The following is a 16,682-nucleotide window of genomic DNA, read 5'->3' on the forward strand; positions in this document are numbered from 1 at the left end:
GACCTGACGGCCCGCGGCGGTACTGTGAGGCTCTATTCGTCGCCGCCCTCGCCGTCGAAGCGAGCGTCGACGCTGTGGGCGTGCGCTTCCAGCCCCTCCGCGTCGGCGAGCGTCGTCACCGTCTCTCGCAGGTCGCCGAGGGCGTCCCGGGAGAGCCGCTGGACCGTCGTCGAGCGGAGGAACGTGTCGACCGAGAGGCCGCCGGTGACCTTCGCCTTCCCGTTCGTCGGGAGGACGTGGTTGGTCCCCGTCGCGTAGTCGCCGGCCGCGACCGGGCTGTACGGGCCGAGGAACGCGCTCCCGGCGCTCGGGACCCGATCGAGCAGGGCGTCGGCGTCGTCGGCCTGGATCGAGAGGTGCTCGGGGGCGTACTCCTCGGCGAACAGCACCGCCTCGCTCATCGAGCGGGCGAGGAAGACGCCGCTGGCGTCGCCGTCGAGCGCGGCCCGGATGGTTTCCTCGCGTTCGCGGCCGCTGGCGTGGTCGTCGACGGCGGCCGCGACGGCCTCGGCGGTCGCCTCGTCGTCCGTGACGGCGACGACCGAACTCGTCTCGCCGTGTTCGGCCTGCGCGACGAGATCCGCCGCGACGAGCGACGGGTCGGCCGTCTCGTCGGCGAGGACGAGGACCTCGCTCGGTCCGGCGAGGAAGTCTATCTCCACGTCGCCCCGCACCTCGGCCTTCGCCGCGGTGACCCACTGGTTGCCCGGGCCGACGACCTTCTGGACGGCGTTGATCGTCTCGGTCCCGTAGGCGAGGGCGGCGACCGCCTGCGCGCCGCCGACCTGATAGACCGCGTCCGCGCCCGCCTCGTGGATGGCCGCCAGCGTCACGGGGTCGAGTTCCTCCGCGGGGGGCGTCGCGACTGCGACGTGTTCGACGCCGGCGACGACCGCCGGGATGACGCCCATCAGGACGCTGGAGGGGTAGGAGGCCGTGCCTCCGGGGGCGTAGACGCCGACGGTCTCCAGCGGGCGGAACCGCCGGCCGAGTTCCCGCCCCTCGAAGTCCTCGGTCCAGTCCTCGGGGCGCTGGCGCTCGTGGAACGCGCGGATGTTCTCGGCGGCGTCCGCGATCGCCCGCCGGACGTCGTCGTCGATCTCCTCGTGAGCGCGTTCGACCTGGTCGGTCACGTCGATGTTGCCGACCTCGACGCCGTCGATCTCCCGGGAGAGGGCGCGGAGGGCGACGTTCCCTTCCGTCCTGACGCGGTCGACGATCTCGCGAGCGTCCTCGCGGACCGCCTCCACGCCCGCGTCGCGGTCGAACAGCGCGGCCCGGTCGTCGGGGCCCAGCGCGTCCACACTTCGCACGTTCATGCGTCTCCGTTGCCGCGACTGACCCATACGACTTGCTATCGGGGACGAGGCGCTCGGCGCAGGTGGGAACGGACGAGATCGGCCGCTCCGGCGAGAGACGCCGTCAGCCCTGGTAGTACCACCAGGCGGTGACGACGAGGATCATGAACAGGCCGCCGAGGAAGAAGGCGACCGCGGGGTCCGCGAGGAACCCGTCGCCGCCGCTCTCGGAGAACTGGCGCCCGCTCTCGACGGTCCGGGCGGTGAGGTTCACGTCCGTCGCCGGACTCGCGGTCCCCGATTCGAAACCCGTCGGTTCCGGCGTGGGGGAGGGCGGCTCCGTGGGCGTCGGCGTGTCCATCGCCGCCGTCGGCGTCGCGGTCTCGGTCGCGGTCGGCGTCTCCGTCGGCGCAGGGGTCGCCGTGGCGGTCGGCGTCGCCTGCGGTGTCGGCGTCGAAGCGGGCGTGGGCGACGGCGTCCCGGCCGGCGTCGGTGACGGCGTTCCGGCAGCCGTGGGAGACGGCGGCTCCGTGGGCGTCGCCGTCGCGGTCGGCGCCTCGGTCGGCTCCGGCGTCGCCGTGAGCGTCGACTCGGGCGTCGCCGTCGCGCCGCCGTCGGTCGCGGTGTCCTCGACGCCGAAGATCCCGACGTCGTCCTCCGGCGTCGCCGTCTCGGTCAGTCCCTCCGCCCCGTCCCCGGCGTTGGCGCCGTCGGCGCCGCCTCCGTCGGCACCGCCTGCTGCGCCCGCACCCCCGTCGCCTCCGTCGCCACCGCCCGACTGCGGGCGTTCACTCCCGCCGCTGGATCCCATCCCGACAGAGATGTCGTACTGGCCGAGTCGGCCGCCCGACTCGCCGAACAGCCGCTGGATCGCGAGGGTGGCGAGCCCGAGCAGACCGATCGCGCCGAGCAGCCGCGTCAGCGCCGTCTTCAGCCGCGAACGGTGGTGTTCCCGGCCCGCGAAGAGGACGAGTGCCTCGCTGGCCGGCGCGTAGATGGTCATCTCGGTGCCCTTCTCGGAGTACCCCTCACCGGCCGGCTGGATCAGCTCGGCGTCCTCCAGTCGCTCGACGTGGTAGTGGACGTTCTGTAGCGAGGTCCCCACCTCGTCGCGGATCTCCGGGGGCGTCTTCGGCTCCTCGTAGAGCGTTCCGAGGATCTGTCTGGCGGTGTCAGAGGAGAGCGCGGAGAGGGCCTCCTCGGTCGCCTCGTCGTCGAGGTCGAGGACCCGAGGTTCGTCAGGCGTCCGGGTAGGTTCCGACTTGAACGGCAGCAGACGACCCATTGTGCGTCCTGAGTGGGCCTAGCTTAATGGCTTTTCCCAAGAGACAAAAGCTCGTTTGAAGCTGCGACCGGCGCTCCAGCGCTCGACTCGGCGTTATCTGTAGACGCGGGACAGTACGTGCAACGACGACAGAACCACCGCGAGACCGACCTCGCCGACGACGACGAACAGTAACGGCAGCGTTCGCGCCGACGGCGGCAGGACGACCGCGTAGACGTACCAGCCCGTTCCCACTGCCAGCCCGAGGAAGAGCAGGTGGACGAGTACCCAGGCGCCCAGCGTTCGCAGGAGGGACGCGGCGCGTTCGAAGACGGGGTCGGACCGAGGGGCGTCGGAGACGTCGCCGTCGGTCGCGTCCCAGAAGGTGTTCCGGGCGTGCGATCCAGCCGCGGCCGTCGATGCACGCCGGCCCGACCGCTCGCTCGCGGCCCCGCCCGCCCGCTGCGTTCGGCGCCTCCGGGCCGACGACCGGCGGCCGCCTCCCGAGACGGCCTCCGATTTCGAGGTGCCCGCCGCCGATCGGTTCGCGCCCGTCGACCCGGACGCAGTCACGCCCGCAGCATCTGACGCTGATCCGCTCGTCGTTCCGCCGGTCGCCGCGGATCCCGAGGCAGTCGCGCCGGTGGTGCGCCTCGCACCCGAACTCGACGCCGACGACGAGGCGGCGTCGTCCGATTCGGTGGACCCCCGGCCGCGCGACCGACTCGACCCGTCTGTGTCCGAGCGGCGCGACGAGGTCGTTCCCGACTGATTCGACGAGGTCGCCCCCGACTGGCTCGACGTGCCCGATCGCGACCGATCGTTGGCTCGCGTTTCCGCCCGCGTCCGCGATCCGCGGGACGCGTCAGTCGAGCCGGTGGACGCGCTGTCGGTCTCTGACTCGGTGCGCGACGCGGACCGACCGCGCCCGCTTCCGCTCCGCGACTTCGTCGTTCGCTCCGTTCGCTTCGAGGCCGACCTCGACGCGGAAGCCGACGAGCCCGCGTCGGTGGTTCCCTCGTCGACCGCCCACAGCGAGGCGTCGCAGTGGGCGTCGACGTAAGAGGCGTGGCCGAGCCTGTCGTATCGCCTCCGCTCTTTCGGATCGAGGAGCACCTCCTTTGCCGCGGTGATGCGCTTGAACTGCTCGGCGGCGTCCGGCGCGGCGCTCACGTCCGGGTGGTGGTCCTTGGCGCGCTCCCGGTAGGCCGCGCGTATCGCGTCGTCGCCGGCGTCGGGCCCCACCCCGAGGACGCCGTAGAACGTCGTACTCATGCGCCCCAGTCCCTGTCGGGTGGTTCTTTCGCCCTATCCTACAAGTAACTTCCTACCGCTGCAAAGGGGATCGCGGCCTCGGGCGCGAGACAACGTCGGCCGGTTCGGGAACCAGTCGCCGGCCTATCCCGATTTGCCCAACCGACGGCCGTCTGTGACTGCTCTGGTCGCCGAGGCGTCGGTCTTCCCGGTAGCTCCCAGCTCCGGGTGGCAGTTCCGGCAGACCCAGACGACCGTCCGGTGCGTCATCGTCTCCGCGCGTTCGCGTCGCCTCCACACGTGAAATACGTCGTCGCCGCAGTGGTCACATTCTACCATCGTACGCCTACGTGTGCTAGACGGTCACATATACCTTGCCCTGAACGCGGTTTTACGTTCCCGGTAGTATGAAAGGTCCTAATACGCCGCGCTGCCCGCCCTGCGCCACGATCCGCTGGTCGAGAACGGTGCGCGAGAACGGTTCATCGCGGCACCGCTTGGACAGATCCGACCAGCGCAGCCGTCTGGCAGGAACCGGTGTCCCGGTGGCGGCCCGGGGCGATAGCGAACTCTCGCGGTCGAGGGAACCGCTTTTCAGGCAGTCGCGCCAATCGGCGGGTATGTCGACGAGAGAACGGTCCCTCCTGCGGACGGCCGTCGCGCTGGTGTCGGCGATCGGTCTCGGCGCCGGGGGCCTGCTGCTCGGATTCGTACTGGTGGGTATCACGGTGGGCGTCCTGGTCGCGGGGCTGAACCTCGACCTCCCCGCGACGGCGCAGATCGTGCTCAGTCTCGTCTTCATCCAGGGCGTGGGCTGTGCCGGCGTCGCCTTCGCCTATCTCAGGCTCAGGCCCGTGGTCGGACCCAAGATCCGATCGATACTGGGCTACGAGGGCGTCCCCGGCCCGTTCGACATCGACGCCGCGGTGCCGTCGCTCCGCCAGGTCGCCATCGTGGTCGGCGGGTACGTCCTCGCGCTCGGCGGGGCCTTCGCCGGGTCGATCCTCGTCACGATCCTGCAGGTCGACACGGGGACCAACCAGGCCGCCCAGATGGGGATGGAGAACCCCGCAATCCTCCTCATCCTCATCCCCGCGTCGATCCTGATCATCGGCCCCGGCGAGGAACTGCTCTTCCGCGGGGTCGTCCAGGGGCGCCTGCGCGAGGTGTTCGGGCCGGTCCTCGGCGTGCTCATCCCAAGCGCCGTCTTCGCCGGCCTCCACTGGTTCGCCCTCACCGGCGGCTCCGCGACCGGGAACCTCGTCGCCCTCGGCGTCCTCGTCGGCCCCGCGCTCGTCTTCGGCGCGGCCTACGAACTGACGGACAACATCGTCGTCCCCGCCCTCATTCACGGGATCTACAACGCCACGCTGTTCTCGCTGCTGTACGTCGTGGTCGCCTTCAGCGACCAGCTTCCCGACCCGCAGAACTCGACCGCTGCGGTCCTGGCGCTGCTCTGAACGTCAGAGCAGCGATATCACGCCGAAGGCGACCGGATAGACGCCGAGGACGAGCGCGCTGACGACGCCCATCAGCCCGCCGGCCTCGTCCGCGTCGTCCGCGATCCGCCCGGTGTACGTCGCGTACGCGGAATAGAGCCCGACCGGCGTCAACAGCAGCGTGGCGACGCGTCCGTACGGAGCGGCCAGTCCAGAAACGTGGGCGATCACCGACCCCGCCAGCGCGAACAAGGCCGCCGTCAGGACGAAAAACGCCGCCGTCTCGAAGTACGGCTCGGGCGTCTCCTCCTCGCCCTCCCGCGGGGGCGGTTCGTAGTACCGGAGCGTCACGGCGGCGACGCCCGTCGCCCCGAGGAGCGAGACGAACGCGATGACGGCTGTCGCCGGGTCTATCGGCATCGATACCGGATTCGGCGGGGCGGGTCTTAACGGTGGGTTACTCGCTCCAGTCCGTCCGGCCCGGCCGGGCTCCCCGGAGCGTCTCACGTCCCGCAGTTGTCCGGCCGGGAGCCGCTCGTGAGCTACGCTGTTTCGGCAGAGCGATCGACGAGGGCGACGACAGCGACCCACTGGACCCCTGCGATTCGTTCGCTTCCCCGACGGGTTCGACCTGTACGTCGACGGTCTCTCCGTCGTAGATCGCCGGCTCGGGGACGGCGACGGTCCCAGTGGCTTCGGGGTCCGTCCGGTTTCCGACGAAGACGCTGTACTGTCCCAGGGCTCGGACGCTGGAGTTGGTCCCGCCGTCGTCCGGGGCGACGACGTCGCTCGTCGCGTACGGGACCGTCAGTTCGAACGAGCCGTTCGGGGCCACCGTCGCCCGCTGGACGTACGTGAAGTTTCGCCCGGTGTGGGTCCGGAGACGCAGCGTCGCGTACGCGGCGGTCCCGTTCTCGACGTTCGGGGCGCGGCCCGTGATCGTCGCGCCCTCGACGTGCTCGAATATCTTCACGCGCGACTCGACGGCGGCGTTGTAGACGAACCGGGTCCGCCGCGGTCCGAGCGGGACGACCTGTCGCGTCCGGTCCGCCCGCTGGAGACGGGCCGCGAGCGAGGCCACGTTGTCCCAGCCGGAACCGAGCCTGAGCCGCGTCAGCGGGTTGACGCTCTGCCCGCTGACGTACCCGCCGACGATGGCGTAACGGTCGACCTCGTGCACCAGCCGGTAGTGAGCGAGCCGGTCGGCGTCCCGGTAGTACAGCGAGGCGAGCGTCGTCTCCGCGTACCGGTCGGTCGTCTCCCGGAGCGTCACGTTCTGGCCGCCGAAGCGGTACCGGGCCTCCTGGAAGTACGCGGGGAGGTCCGGCCCCGCCCAGCGGGTGATCGGCGGGAACTTGTCGCTGGCCATCTGGTCGTCGATCACCACGTACCGCCCGTTCTCGCCGTCCAGTCGCGCCGGCTGGTCCGCGACGACGTCCCTGAGCTCCTCGACGGACATGTCCGCGACCCGCGACGGGTTCTCCGAGAGGGAGGGCAGCGCTTCGAGGATGAGGTTCGCCCGCGTCTCGTTTGCCGCCTGGAGGTACGCCGAGGCCGGGACCGGCCCTTCCTGGAACGGGTTGGCGTACGGGATACGATGGCCCATGACGGTGATCCAGTGGCCGTAGTCCCACCAGGACATGACGCCGTACGCCCCCTGCGGATAGTCGAAGTCGCCGTCGGCGGGGCGGTCGTACCACTCGTAGTACCCCATGGGAGGTTCGGGAGAGTTCTCCTGCAGCCAGTTCAGCCCCTCGTACCACGCCCGGTCGGTCCCGCCGAGGCGCTCTGCCTGCTCCCAGACGGGCTGGCGGCCGGACACGGCGACGACGTTCCCGGGGACTATCAGCAAGACCACGGCGAGGACGCCCAGGACCTGGTAGACGTCGACGTCCCCGAGCGCGTCCCCCTCGCGGTCGAGCGGCACCAGTTCCGTGAACGTCCACCAGATCGCGTACGCCGCGAGGAGCGCGACGGTGACGGCGAAGTAGTACCCGAACCGCGACATCGTGAAGTACGCGGCGAACATCGAGAGGCTCCAGAGGACCACGAGGAGTCCGACCGGCCGGTTCTCGCGGACGACCGAGTACAGGAGGAGCGCGAACCCCGCGGCGGCCAGCACCAGCAGGCCGCCGAACGCGGCGACGGCGGTGCCGACCGTGGCCGGCTGGATCTCGCCGACCGTCCCCGCCGAGACCGACGTGAGCAGGCCGAACGAATAGACGCGCGTGACGAGCGCCGCGAACAGGTCGATCCCGCGGGGGAAGACCAGCCACAGGAACGCCAGCGAACCGACGGCGAGCGCGGCGACCGCCTGCGGGAAGGTCCGCCGGTCGTATCCCTCGCGGTCGAGGTACCGCGAGAGGCCGTAGAGGACGAGCGACCCCGCCGCGACGCCGAACGCGACCAGCGGCTGGAGCAGCGAGTAGGCGGTCGCCGACAGCGAGTTCGAACGCGAGTACAGCAGCGCCAACACGCCGGCGACGGCCGTCGTGACCACCGCCGCGTACGTCAGGTAGTCGGTCGCGCGCCCGGCGAGGTGGTCGCGGGAGAACTGGACGACGACGAACACGCCGATCGTGAACAGCAGCATGACGCCCGGGGGCCACAGCGCCATGTAGGCCGCGACAGCGATGCCGCCGAAGATCCCGGCCACGACCGGCCTCCTGACGAGGTCCCAGTCGCCGTTCCGAACGTCGGCCACCAGCGGCTTCTCGCGGTAGGCCGCCAGGAGCGCGACGGCGAAGCCGGCGACGGCCGCGGTCCCGAACAGCGGTTCGGCCGACTGGTGGTCCGACGCGCCGACGATCGTCCGGTAGAAGAACCCGCCGCCGACGAGCGCGAGCAGGCCGGCGGCGACGGCTCCGCCCCATCGGTCCGTCAGGCGGGACCCGACGTAGTAGGTCGGAACGGCCGTGAGCGCCCCGAAGACCGGCGGTGCGAGAGCGAGGACGACGTTCACCAGGTGGTCGCTCGGATCCCCGAGGCCGACGACGAGCACGGCGAGCGCGACGATCTGGTCGAACAGGCCGCCGAACCCGGAGTGGTGGCCGGTGCCGTACGGGAAGTTCGACCACGGGTCGAACGGCGTGAGTTCGGGGAAGTAGCGGACCACGTACTGGGTTGTTCGGCTGTGGTACCACGCGTCGTTCCCGGAGAAGAAAACCGCCGTGTCGGTGATGACCCGGTCGTCGGGGAGCAGTCGGACCCAGAGCAGGAACGCGACCGCGAGGAGGAGTATCGCGAACGGCCCGTACCGTTCCGCGACGGCTCGGCGACGCCGGGTCACGCGCCGGACCGTCGGTCCGCGACGAGGTGGCTTCGCACGGTACCGACCGGCGTCGGCGGGCACACCGCCTGTGACTGCGCACGTATCATCGTCGAGGGTCACCTGCGCATACGCCAGATGTTCGAAAAGGCGCCGTGCCTGCAAAGAAAAGGAGAGCGCCGGAGCGTCTAGAACCGCCGACCGGCGCTCGCGAACGCGGTCTCCTCCTCGGTGCGGGTGACCCGGAGTTCGAGGCCGGAATCGCCGTCGATGGACAGCGTGAGGTCTTCGACGGCGCAGGCGTACGCGCTGACGTGATTCCCGGACGAGCGGATGCGGACGCGCTCTTCGAGCAGTCCCGCGTCGACGAGGACCTCCACCTTGCGGTAGGCGGTCGACCGCGCTATGTCGAAGGCGTCGCTGATCTCGGTGACGGTCAGTTCCTCGTCGCTGGTCGCCGCGAGGATCGTCCGGCAGTCGGCGTCATCGATCGCTTCGAGGACGCCGCCGACGTCGGCCTCGTCGGTGCGCGGCCGCTGTCCGTCGGTGTGGTTCTCCGGGGCGTCGCGCTCGGCGAACTGAGACTGACTCATATCCGTATAGATGGACGCCTGCCGGACGGGCTTGCGACCCCGCTATCGCGGGGGGTTTAAGTGCGACGGGCGTTCGGCGCCGGTCACAGCGGGGGAGAACTGGCGGCGAGACCGGCGGCCGCAGTCAGGATCCGCGTTCGAGGACGTCCTGGAGGAGCTTCGACTGGGCCGCGAGGAGGTGTTCGGTGACCGTGGAGGGCGAGACGCCGAGTTCGTCGGCGATCTCGGTGGCGTTGGCGCCGCGCGGCTGCTCGAAGTATCCCATCTCGTAGGCGGTCCGGAGGACTTCGAGCTGTCGGTCGGTGAGCTTCCCGCGGTCGACGAACACGGTGTCTTGCGAGGCGCCCCCCGTGGGCGCCCGGACGAGCCGCTGGATGTCGACGTCGGGGAACCGCTCGCGCAACTCGCCGACGACCGTCTGGAGGAGTTCGAAGTCGCGAGCGTGGAAGACGAGTTCCAGCGTCTCCCCGTCGGCGAAGTAGCGGTGGACGGGCGTGTCGTACTCGCCGAGGCAGACGCACGGACAGTCGGCGTCGTGGTCGACGCGATAGACGCGCCGGTCGGCGTACGCGAACACCGGCGTGCGCTCGCAGTCGTCCGGGACGGCCTCGGCGTCGACGAGGAACTCGCTGAGAGTGTTCGCCGAGTCCGCGGAAGCGACGGTCGTGGTGACGCTGTCGACGGTCGCGTCGGCCGCCTCCGAGAACTCGGCGACGGGACAGCCAGGCGGCGTCGGAAACGTGACGGTCACGCGGATCCCGGCAGGCATCGCTGGAACGCTACCGCGGGTCGCCACTTCAGTCTGGGGATACTCGCTGTTCCAGAGAGCGGAGGGCGCGCCGCGGAGGCATCCCCGGACGCGCGTCAGTCGTCGCCGTCGGGCTGGAGTTCGGTGCGTCGACCGCTGATAGTCGTCGGTCGGAGGACGTACAGCTGGATGTCCAGATCCTTCCTGGACTGCCCCCAGATCTCGAACAGCGGGCGCTTCGTCTCGCCGTACTGCTCGACGTGTTCGGGCGTGAGTTCGTCGCGGGCGATCGGTTCGAGCGTCCCGGTGACGACGGCGCTCCGGTACGTCTGCGCGTCTTCCTCGTACACGACGAGCCGGACGTCCGGCGTCCCGGAGAGGAACCTGCTCTTCTCGCTCTCCGGCGTGGAGACGAGTCGCATGTAGAAGCGGCGCGCGTCGGCGTCGTAGCCGTAGGAGATCGGGATCGCGTAGGGGTCGTCGTCGCGAGCGAGCGCCAGAACGCCTGTCTCGTTCCGGCCGAGGAGCGCGTCCGTCTCCTCCCGCGTCATCTCTGTCTCTTGCTCCAGACCCATTGTAGGTACGTCGGCTATGTTCGGCGAAACTTTATTGTTGGCTATGTCCGCGCGAATTCGAGGTGAGCGACGTCGAACGCTGCGATGGCCAGTGAGGTTCGGCGACGGCGCGTTCCGTTCGGCCGCGTCACTGGTCGGCCGACTGCTCCGTCTCCGTGAACGCGCCTTCCGAGACCGGCGACCCGCAGACGACACAGCCGTTCTCGACGAGCGCGTCGCGCATCGAGGCGTTGACCTCCATGGACTCCTCGCACGCCGGGCAGACGAATATGTAGTCCTCACTGGCGCTCATCTCTACGTGGAGGTTAGTTCCCCCCGGGTAAATGAACCCCCCTGTTTCCCAGACCTCTGGACCGCTGGGCTCTTTTTTTTACGAACGGCGCTGTCGACTGGTCACCGGAGTGCCGTTGTACCCGCGCGCTGACACATCGTCACGCCATAGCCGTGCGGTCACGGCGTCTGAGAACCGCGAGTAGGCAACCACCGGAACGCCGGCGGACGAGTGTACACGTCCCGTTGTGAACGGCGGGCGGCGCAACCCCGACTTCAGTACGGGCAGTCCGACGGCCCCCGGTCGTTCTCTCCGATCGACCGCGGTCGACCGCGCCTATATAGCAGTCATATCAACCGTTAATTGACGAAGACGCGCGGATATTCTCGAATGCCCTCCCGCAGAGCCTTCCTTCGGACCGTCACGGCCCTCGGGCTACCGACACTCACCGCCGGGTGCGCAGGTCTCTTCGGCGGGGACGCTCGCGAGGGCCCTCGAACCGAGTCGATGTCTCCCGGACACCGCCAAACCGCGACCGGACGACAGTCCGAGTCGACGCCCACCTCCACGTCCGCCTCCTCCCCGCGGGAGAACACGCCGCTCTCGGTCGCAACCGGGGGAGTTCTCGTCGAACCGATCGCACGAGCGGCGGCGCTGTGGAACGGGAACTCGCTCCCGACCGACGAGACGTACGGTGGGACACCTGCCGACCGCATCGGCAGTTCCGGCCCCGGGTTCGCGGGCTATTTCGCCCGGCGACACGGTTTCTCCCCGACGGAGACGCCGAACCGACCCCCGTACCGGGTGGCGGTCGGCGAAAACGACGGCCCGGAGGCGCTCGCTGCCCTCAGGGCCGAGACAGCGGACGTCGCGACGCTGCGGGCCGAGACGACGGCGACAGTGGCCAGCGAGATGGACGTCTCCGGCCTCGTCCGGCACGACCTCTTCCGGACCGGAACGGCCGTCGTCGTGAGCGATGCCGTCTACCGGACCGGCGTGAGATCCATCAGTCGGGAGGAGCTACTCGGCGTCTACAACGCTCGGATCACCAACTGGCGTTCCCTCGGCGGTCCGGATCGGGAGATACACCTCATCGGCGCGGTCGACGGCGACCACCCAGAGATCTTCGAGCAGACGTTTCTCGAGGACGAGCCCGAGGGCGGCGTCGACAAACGCTACGGACAGCTACGACGGACGGTCGCTGCGGTCACCGAGCGCGACGACACGGTGGCCCGAATTCCGATTCGAGACGTCGAGAGTCTCCGTGCCGGTGGGACGGACGAGTACCGGATTCTCGACGTCGAGGTGAACGGCGAGCCGCGCGGTCCGGGGGAGGTCGGCTACCCGAGCACGTATCCGGTCCCGTTGTTCACGAACGGGCAGCCCGATCGACGCGAGCGGGCGTTCCTCGACGCGCTATCGGCGGCAGCCGTCCAGCCGATGATACTGAACGACGACGGTCGTCTGGCCGTGATCCCGGCAGCGAGCAAGCCCGATTACGAACCCCGCGTCGAGTGACTGTGCGGCGCTGCCGTGGTCTGGTCGCTTTCCCGAGGCCGTACGCAAAATGTGCGCCCGGAACACTAACGACCGACATCATCCCTGGCGGCGTGCCGGGTCAGCCGGGAAACCCTCGTGCCGGGCGGGTGGCGCGATAGCGCCACCAGATGCCGAGACGGCGCAAGCCGTCGAGGCGGGAGGCGCCGTCAGGCGCCTCCGGTTGACGAGGCGGCGGTAGCCGCCGAGTCGGGTCACCCGTCAGGGCGACCGAATGCCGAGACGGCGTCAGCCGCTCGGCGAATTGGCGCTTGCGGCGCCACTCGTGTGTCGCGTGCCCGGGTTCGCCGCGCTGTCATCGCTCCCATCCGGGTACGCTCGGGCGGGGACTAAAGGCACGCAGTCGGGATAGTCGCCGCGGACGATTAAGTACTCCGCACCGACGCTCCTCGAACCACCGTGTCGCCCGCCGAGCCGCGAGCGGCATGGCAACGCATAAGTTTAGGTTTGCCTAATCCCGGCGTGATGAGACAGGGGGTCCGACGATGAGCGCGACAGACGAAGACGTCGACCGCACGCCGAGCGAGCGCGTCGACGTCTGCGTCGTCGGCGCTGGACCGGCGGGCGCGCTGGTCGCGAACCGCCTCGCGGAGCGGGGTCGCGACGTCGTCGTCCTCGAAGCGGGGCCGCGGTTCGACTTCGACGACCGTCGCGAGCGCATGGAGCGGGCGATCAGGCCGGCCCACGGCCCCCACTCGGTCTGGGACATGGGCGGCGAGCGCGACGCGTTCAGTGCGAGCGGCGAGCGATTCTACCCGCTTAACGCGATGCGGGTGAAGGGCGTCGGCGGGTCGACGCTCCACTGGCAGGGGATGGTCATGCGGCTCCACGAGTCCGACTTCGAGCGGCGCTCGCGCGACGGCGTCGCCGCCGACTGGCCGGTCTCCTACGACGACTTGCGGCCGTACTACGCCGACGCGGAGTCGGCCATCGGCGTCGCGGGCGCCTCGGACAACCCCTTCGCGCCGCCGCGCGAGGAGCCTCATCCCATGCCGGCCTTCCGGCCCTCCTACAGCGACTCGCTGTTCGCTGAGGCCTGCGAGGAACTCGGAATCGCGATGCACTCGGTGCCGAACGCCCGGAACTCCGCGGGGTACGACGGCCGCAGCCAGTGCGTCGGCTACGGAACCTGCGATCCGGTCTGTCCCTCGGGCGCGAAGTACAGCGCCGACCACACGATCGCCGCAGCCGAGGAGGCCGGCGCGCGCGTCCTCGATCGCGTGCCCGTCCAGCGACTGGAAACCGACCGGAGCGGCGAGCGCGTCGAGGCCGCCGTCTACGCGACGCCCGACGGGGCGGAGCACCGCCAGGAAGCGCGGCAGTTCGTCCTCGCGGCGGGCGGGGTCGAGATCCCGCGGCTCCTCCTCCTCTCGAAGTCCGAGGCCCACCCGGACGGCCTCGCCAACTCCAGCGGGCTCGTCGGCCGGTACTTCATGGAGCACCTCTTCGCCGGCGTCGGGGGGACGCTCGACGAGCCCACGCGGCAGAACCACGTCGGCTTCATGACGAGCGAATGCCACCAGTTCTACGACAACGACTTCGACGGCGTCGGGCCGATGAAGCTGGAGTTTCTCAACTACGCCGGCCCCTCGCCCGTCGAGCAGGCGCTCACCGCCGACGAGTGGGGCGACGACCTGCTCGCCACGCTGCGAGCGGACTACGGGACACACGTCGCGATGGGCGGACTCGTGGGACAGCTCCCGCGGAAGTCGAACCGGATCGCGCTCGACCCGTCGACGACGGACGACCACGGCAACCCGGTCCCGGACGTGCGGTGGTCGCTCGGCGACAGGACGCGGCGCACCCTCGCGAAGGCGAACGAGATCCAGCGGCGCGTGTTGGACGAACTGGGCGCCCAGATCGAGTGGACCGTCGGGCCCGACAACACCGGACCGGCCGCCCACCACATGGGAACGACGCGGATGGGGACCGATCCCGAATCCAGCGTCGTGAATCCACGCCTGCGGACCCACGACGTGAGGAATCTCTCGGTCGCGTCGTCGAGCGTCTTCGTGACGAGCGGGGCGATGAACCCGACGCTCACCATCGCGGCGCTGGCGCTGAAGGCGGCCGACCACGTGGACGAAGACCTCTGAGAACGTGAGCGGTCGCAGTCGGGTCCGTCGTTAGCTGAAGCCGCCCGCGAGCAGTCCCCCGACGACGAGGAGCAGCGCGGCGACGACTGACGCGGCGAGGAAGAACGGCTTGGCGTCGCGAGCCGGTTGGCGGACTTTCTTCTGGTCGAAGCCGTCGGCGAGCTTGCTCGATCCGATCTCGACGAGCGCGGCGAGCGCGAGCCACAGCGCGACCATCGTGAGCACGAGGTGCCCGCGTGGCTGGCCGGTCAATCGCGCGACGTTATAGTGCTGTCCGGCCATGTGTCCGCCGGAGGCGAAGAGGACGAGCGCGCTCACACGGGAGATCCACCGCAGGCGCTCGACGACGAACCGCAGCGGTTTCGCGTTCGCCGTGCCGTCGCGGGCCGTCGGCCACACGGCGACGGTCACGAAGATCACGCTCCCGGCCCACACGCCGGCGAACAGGAGGTGGAGGACGTACATCGCGAAGTCGAGTGCTGACATGTGCGACCGCGAGGACTCGACCCTCTTGAACGTACCCACTTCGCCCCGGAGCGCCGGCCAGCCGGCGTCTCTCGTCGCGGTCGCGAAGTCGGAAGCGCGCGGCGCCCTGTGAACGGCTCACGCCGTGTGAGCACGCTTAAGACCCGCCGTCCGCATCTCTCGGGTATGGAACCACGGGACCTCTCCTCCCACGCCGTCTACCGCGCCGGGAGAGGGATAGAGGAGGTCGCCCGCGAACTCGGGCTCGACCCGGACGACCTCGTCAAACTCTCCTCGAACGAGAACCCCTTCGGCGCCAGCCCGAAGGCGGCCGACGCCGTCCGCGAGCACGCCGACCGCGTCGCCAGCTACCCGAAGACCTCCCACACCGACCTCACGGCCAAGATCGCCGACCGCCACGGGGTCGCCGACGAGCAGATCTGGCTGACGCCGAGCGGCGACACCGCGCTCGACTACCTCGCCCGCGCGTTCATCGACCCCGGTCAGCGCGTCCTCGTCCCGACGCCGGGCTTCGCCTACTACCCGATGTCGGCCCGCTACCACCACGGCGAGGTCGACGAGTACCGCATGGAGAAGGCCGACGACTTCGCGCAGACGCCGGAGACGGTGCTCGACGCCTACGACGGCCACCGCATCGTCTACGTCACCAGCCCGCACAACCCCACGGGCTCGGAGATGGCCCTCGACGACGTGCGGACCGTCGCCGAGGAGACCGACGACCAGACGCTCGTCGTCTACGACGAGGCGTACATCCACTTCACGGACTCGCCGTCGGCCGTCGACATGGTCGAGGAGCGAGACGACGTGGCCGTCGTCCGGACGTTCTCGAAGGCCTACGGCCTCGCGGGGATGCGCCTCGGCTACGCCGTCACCCCCGAGGCGTGGGCCGACGCCTACGCCCGCGTGAACACGCCCTTCAGCGTGACCGAACTGACCTGCCGGGCCGGCCTCGCGGCGCTCGACGACGACGAGCACGTCGAGAAGACCGTCGAGACCGCGAAGTGGGCCCGCGAGTACATGCACGAGAACCTGGACGCCCGCACCTGGGAGAGCGGTGGCAACTTCGTCCTCGTCGAGGTGGGCGACGCGAGCGCCGTCGCCGACGCCGCACAGCGCCGCGGCGTCATCGTCCGCGACTGCTCCAGTTTCGGCCTGCCGGAGTGCATCCGGATCACCTGCGGGACGCGAGAACAGACCCGCCGCGCCGTCGAGACCGTCAACGAGGTCCTCGCGGAGGTCTCGGCCTGATGGCGGTCGCGAGCGCACCGAACGCGACGGCCGTGGGGGTCGCCTGATGCGCGTCGCCGTCACCGGCACGCCCGGGACGGGCAAGACGACCGCCGTCGAGCGGGTGGCCGCCGACGCCGACGGCCCCGCCGCCGACCTCGACGTGATCCACCTCAACGACGTGATCCACGAGGAGGACTTCGTCGTCGAACACGACGAGGAGCGCGACTCCGCCGTCGCCGATCTGGACGCGCTGGCCGACTACCTCGCCGGCCGCGAGGACGTGCTCTTCGAGTCCCACCTCGCGCACCACTTCGACGCCGACCGGGTCGTCGTCCTGCGCTGTCACCCGGAGGAACTCGAACGGCGGCTCACCGACCGCGGGGAGCCCGCGGCGAAGGCCGCGGAGAACGCCGAGTCGGAGGCGCTCGACGTGATCCTCGCGGAAGCGGTCGAGCGCCACGGCGAGGACGCGGTCTACGAGATAGACGCGACCGACCTCGACCCGGAGGAGACCGCCGCGGCGATCGGGGAAGTCGTCGCGGGCGAACGCGAGCCCCAGGTCGGTACAGTTTCGTTCGTGGATTATCTATGACTACGTCCACA

General features: G+C 70.0%; 16 protein-coding genes. 5 read left to right on the forward strand and 11 right to left on the reverse strand.

Going from position 1 to position 16,682, the window contains the following annotated elements; all coding sequences use genetic code 11:
• Window positions 1–32 precede the first annotated feature (32 nt).
• The 4 genes from hisD to PSC72_RS00655 all read right to left on the reverse strand — a co-directional run bounded on the left by hisD (window position 33) and on the right by PSC72_RS00655 (window position 4,155).
• Window positions 33–1,319 (reverse strand): histidinol dehydrogenase, encoded by a 1,287-nt coding sequence (gene hisD, locus PSC72_RS00640; RefSeq protein WP_274323970.1) that lies wholly within the window; start codon window positions 1,317–1,319, stop codon window positions 33–35.
• Window positions 1,320–1,422: 103 nt separating this feature from the next.
• Window positions 1,423–2,583: an ArsR/SmtB family transcription factor gene (locus PSC72_RS00645; protein ID WP_274323971.1), complete on the reverse strand. Its 1,161-nt coding sequence runs from the start codon at window positions 2,581–2,583 to the stop codon at window positions 1,423–1,425.
• Window positions 2,584–2,676: 93 nt separating this feature from the next.
• Window positions 2,677–3,837 (reverse strand): DnaJ domain-containing protein, encoded by a 1,161-nt coding sequence (locus tag PSC72_RS00650; protein WP_274323972.1) that lies wholly within the window; start codon window positions 3,835–3,837, stop codon window positions 2,677–2,679.
• Window positions 3,838–3,960: 123 nt separating this feature from the next.
• Window positions 3,961–4,155, reverse strand: a complete 195-nt coding sequence (locus PSC72_RS00655; RefSeq protein WP_274323973.1) for a hypothetical protein — start codon at window positions 4,153–4,155, stop codon at window positions 3,961–3,963.
• A gap of 281 nt (window positions 4,156–4,436) precedes the next feature.
• Between PSC72_RS00655 and PSC72_RS00660 the strand changes: the two genes are divergently transcribed.
• Window positions 4,437–5,276: a CPBP family intramembrane glutamic endopeptidase gene (locus PSC72_RS00660; protein ID WP_274323974.1), complete on the forward strand. Its 840-nt coding sequence runs from the start codon at window positions 4,437–4,439 to the stop codon at window positions 5,274–5,276.
• Window positions 5,277–5,279: 3 nt separating this feature from the next.
• On the opposite strand, the gene PSC72_RS00665 is transcribed toward PSC72_RS00660, so the two are convergent.
• From PSC72_RS00665 to PSC72_RS00690, 6 genes are all read right to left on the reverse strand, one after another.
• Entirely contained in the window at window positions 5,280–5,675 is a 396-nt protein-coding gene (locus PSC72_RS00665) for a hypothetical protein (RefSeq protein WP_274323975.1), read from the reverse strand.
• Window positions 5,676–5,712: 37 nt separating this feature from the next.
• Window positions 5,713–8,544 carry an oligosaccharyl transferase, archaeosortase A system-associated gene (locus tag PSC72_RS00670; protein WP_274323976.1) on the reverse strand — a complete coding sequence of 944 codons (2,832 nt, stop codon included), beginning with the start codon at window positions 8,542–8,544 and terminating at the stop codon, window positions 5,713–5,715.
• Between the two features lie 167 nt (window positions 8,545–8,711).
• A complete protein-coding gene (locus PSC72_RS00675; RefSeq protein WP_274323977.1) occupies window positions 8,712–9,116 on the reverse strand; it encodes a winged helix-turn-helix domain-containing protein in 405 nt (134 codons plus the stop codon).
• A 124-nt stretch (window positions 9,117–9,240) separates the two neighbouring features.
• Complete coding sequence (locus PSC72_RS00680) at window positions 9,241–9,885, reverse strand: helix-turn-helix domain-containing protein (protein WP_274323978.1); 645 nt, start codon at window positions 9,883–9,885, stop codon at window positions 9,241–9,243.
• Window positions 9,886–9,980: 95 nt separating this feature from the next.
• Window positions 9,981–10,439, reverse strand: a complete 459-nt coding sequence (locus PSC72_RS00685) for a pyridoxamine 5'-phosphate oxidase family protein (protein ID WP_274323979.1) — start codon at window positions 10,437–10,439, stop codon at window positions 9,981–9,983.
• Window positions 10,440–10,566: 127 nt separating this feature from the next.
• Entirely contained in the window at window positions 10,567–10,731 is a 165-nt protein-coding gene (locus PSC72_RS00690; protein WP_274323980.1) for a DUF7560 family zinc ribbon protein, read from the reverse strand.
• Window positions 10,732–11,100: 369 nt separating this feature from the next.
• On the opposite strand from PSC72_RS00690, the gene PSC72_RS00695 reads away from it, so the two are divergent.
• The gene (locus PSC72_RS00695) at window positions 11,101–12,228 is read left to right on the forward strand and encodes a substrate-binding domain-containing protein (protein ID WP_274323981.1); all 1,128 of its coding nucleotides are present in this window, start codon (window positions 11,101–11,103) and stop codon (window positions 12,226–12,228) included.
• Window positions 12,229–12,752: 524 nt separating this feature from the next.
• Window positions 12,753–14,363, forward strand: a complete 1,611-nt coding sequence (locus PSC72_RS00700; protein ID WP_274323982.1) for a GMC family oxidoreductase — start codon at window positions 12,753–12,755, stop codon at window positions 14,361–14,363.
• A gap of 30 nt (window positions 14,364–14,393) precedes the next feature.
• Here the strand turns inward: PSC72_RS00700 and PSC72_RS00705 are convergent, their stop codons facing one another.
• Complete coding sequence (locus PSC72_RS00705; protein ID WP_274323983.1) at window positions 14,394–14,849, reverse strand: CopD family protein; 456 nt, start codon at window positions 14,847–14,849, stop codon at window positions 14,394–14,396.
• A 165-nt stretch (window positions 14,850–15,014) separates the two neighbouring features.
• On the opposite strand from PSC72_RS00705, the gene hisC reads away from it, so the two are divergent.
• A complete protein-coding gene (gene hisC, locus PSC72_RS00710) occupies window positions 15,015–16,097 on the forward strand; it encodes a histidinol-phosphate transaminase (protein ID WP_274323984.1) in 1,083 nt (360 codons plus the stop codon).
• Between the two features lie 46 nt (window positions 16,098–16,143).
• Window positions 16,144–16,671 carry an adenylate kinase family protein gene (locus tag PSC72_RS00715; RefSeq protein ID WP_274323985.1) on the forward strand — a complete coding sequence of 176 codons (528 nt, stop codon included), beginning with the start codon at window positions 16,144–16,146 and terminating at the stop codon, window positions 16,669–16,671.
• Window positions 16,672–16,682: the final 11 nt, after the last annotated feature.

This window comes from Halosimplex aquaticum, assembly GCF_028747785.1.
Taxonomy (GTDB): domain Archaea; phylum Halobacteriota; class Halobacteria; order Halobacteriales; family Haloarculaceae; genus Halosimplex; species Halosimplex aquaticum.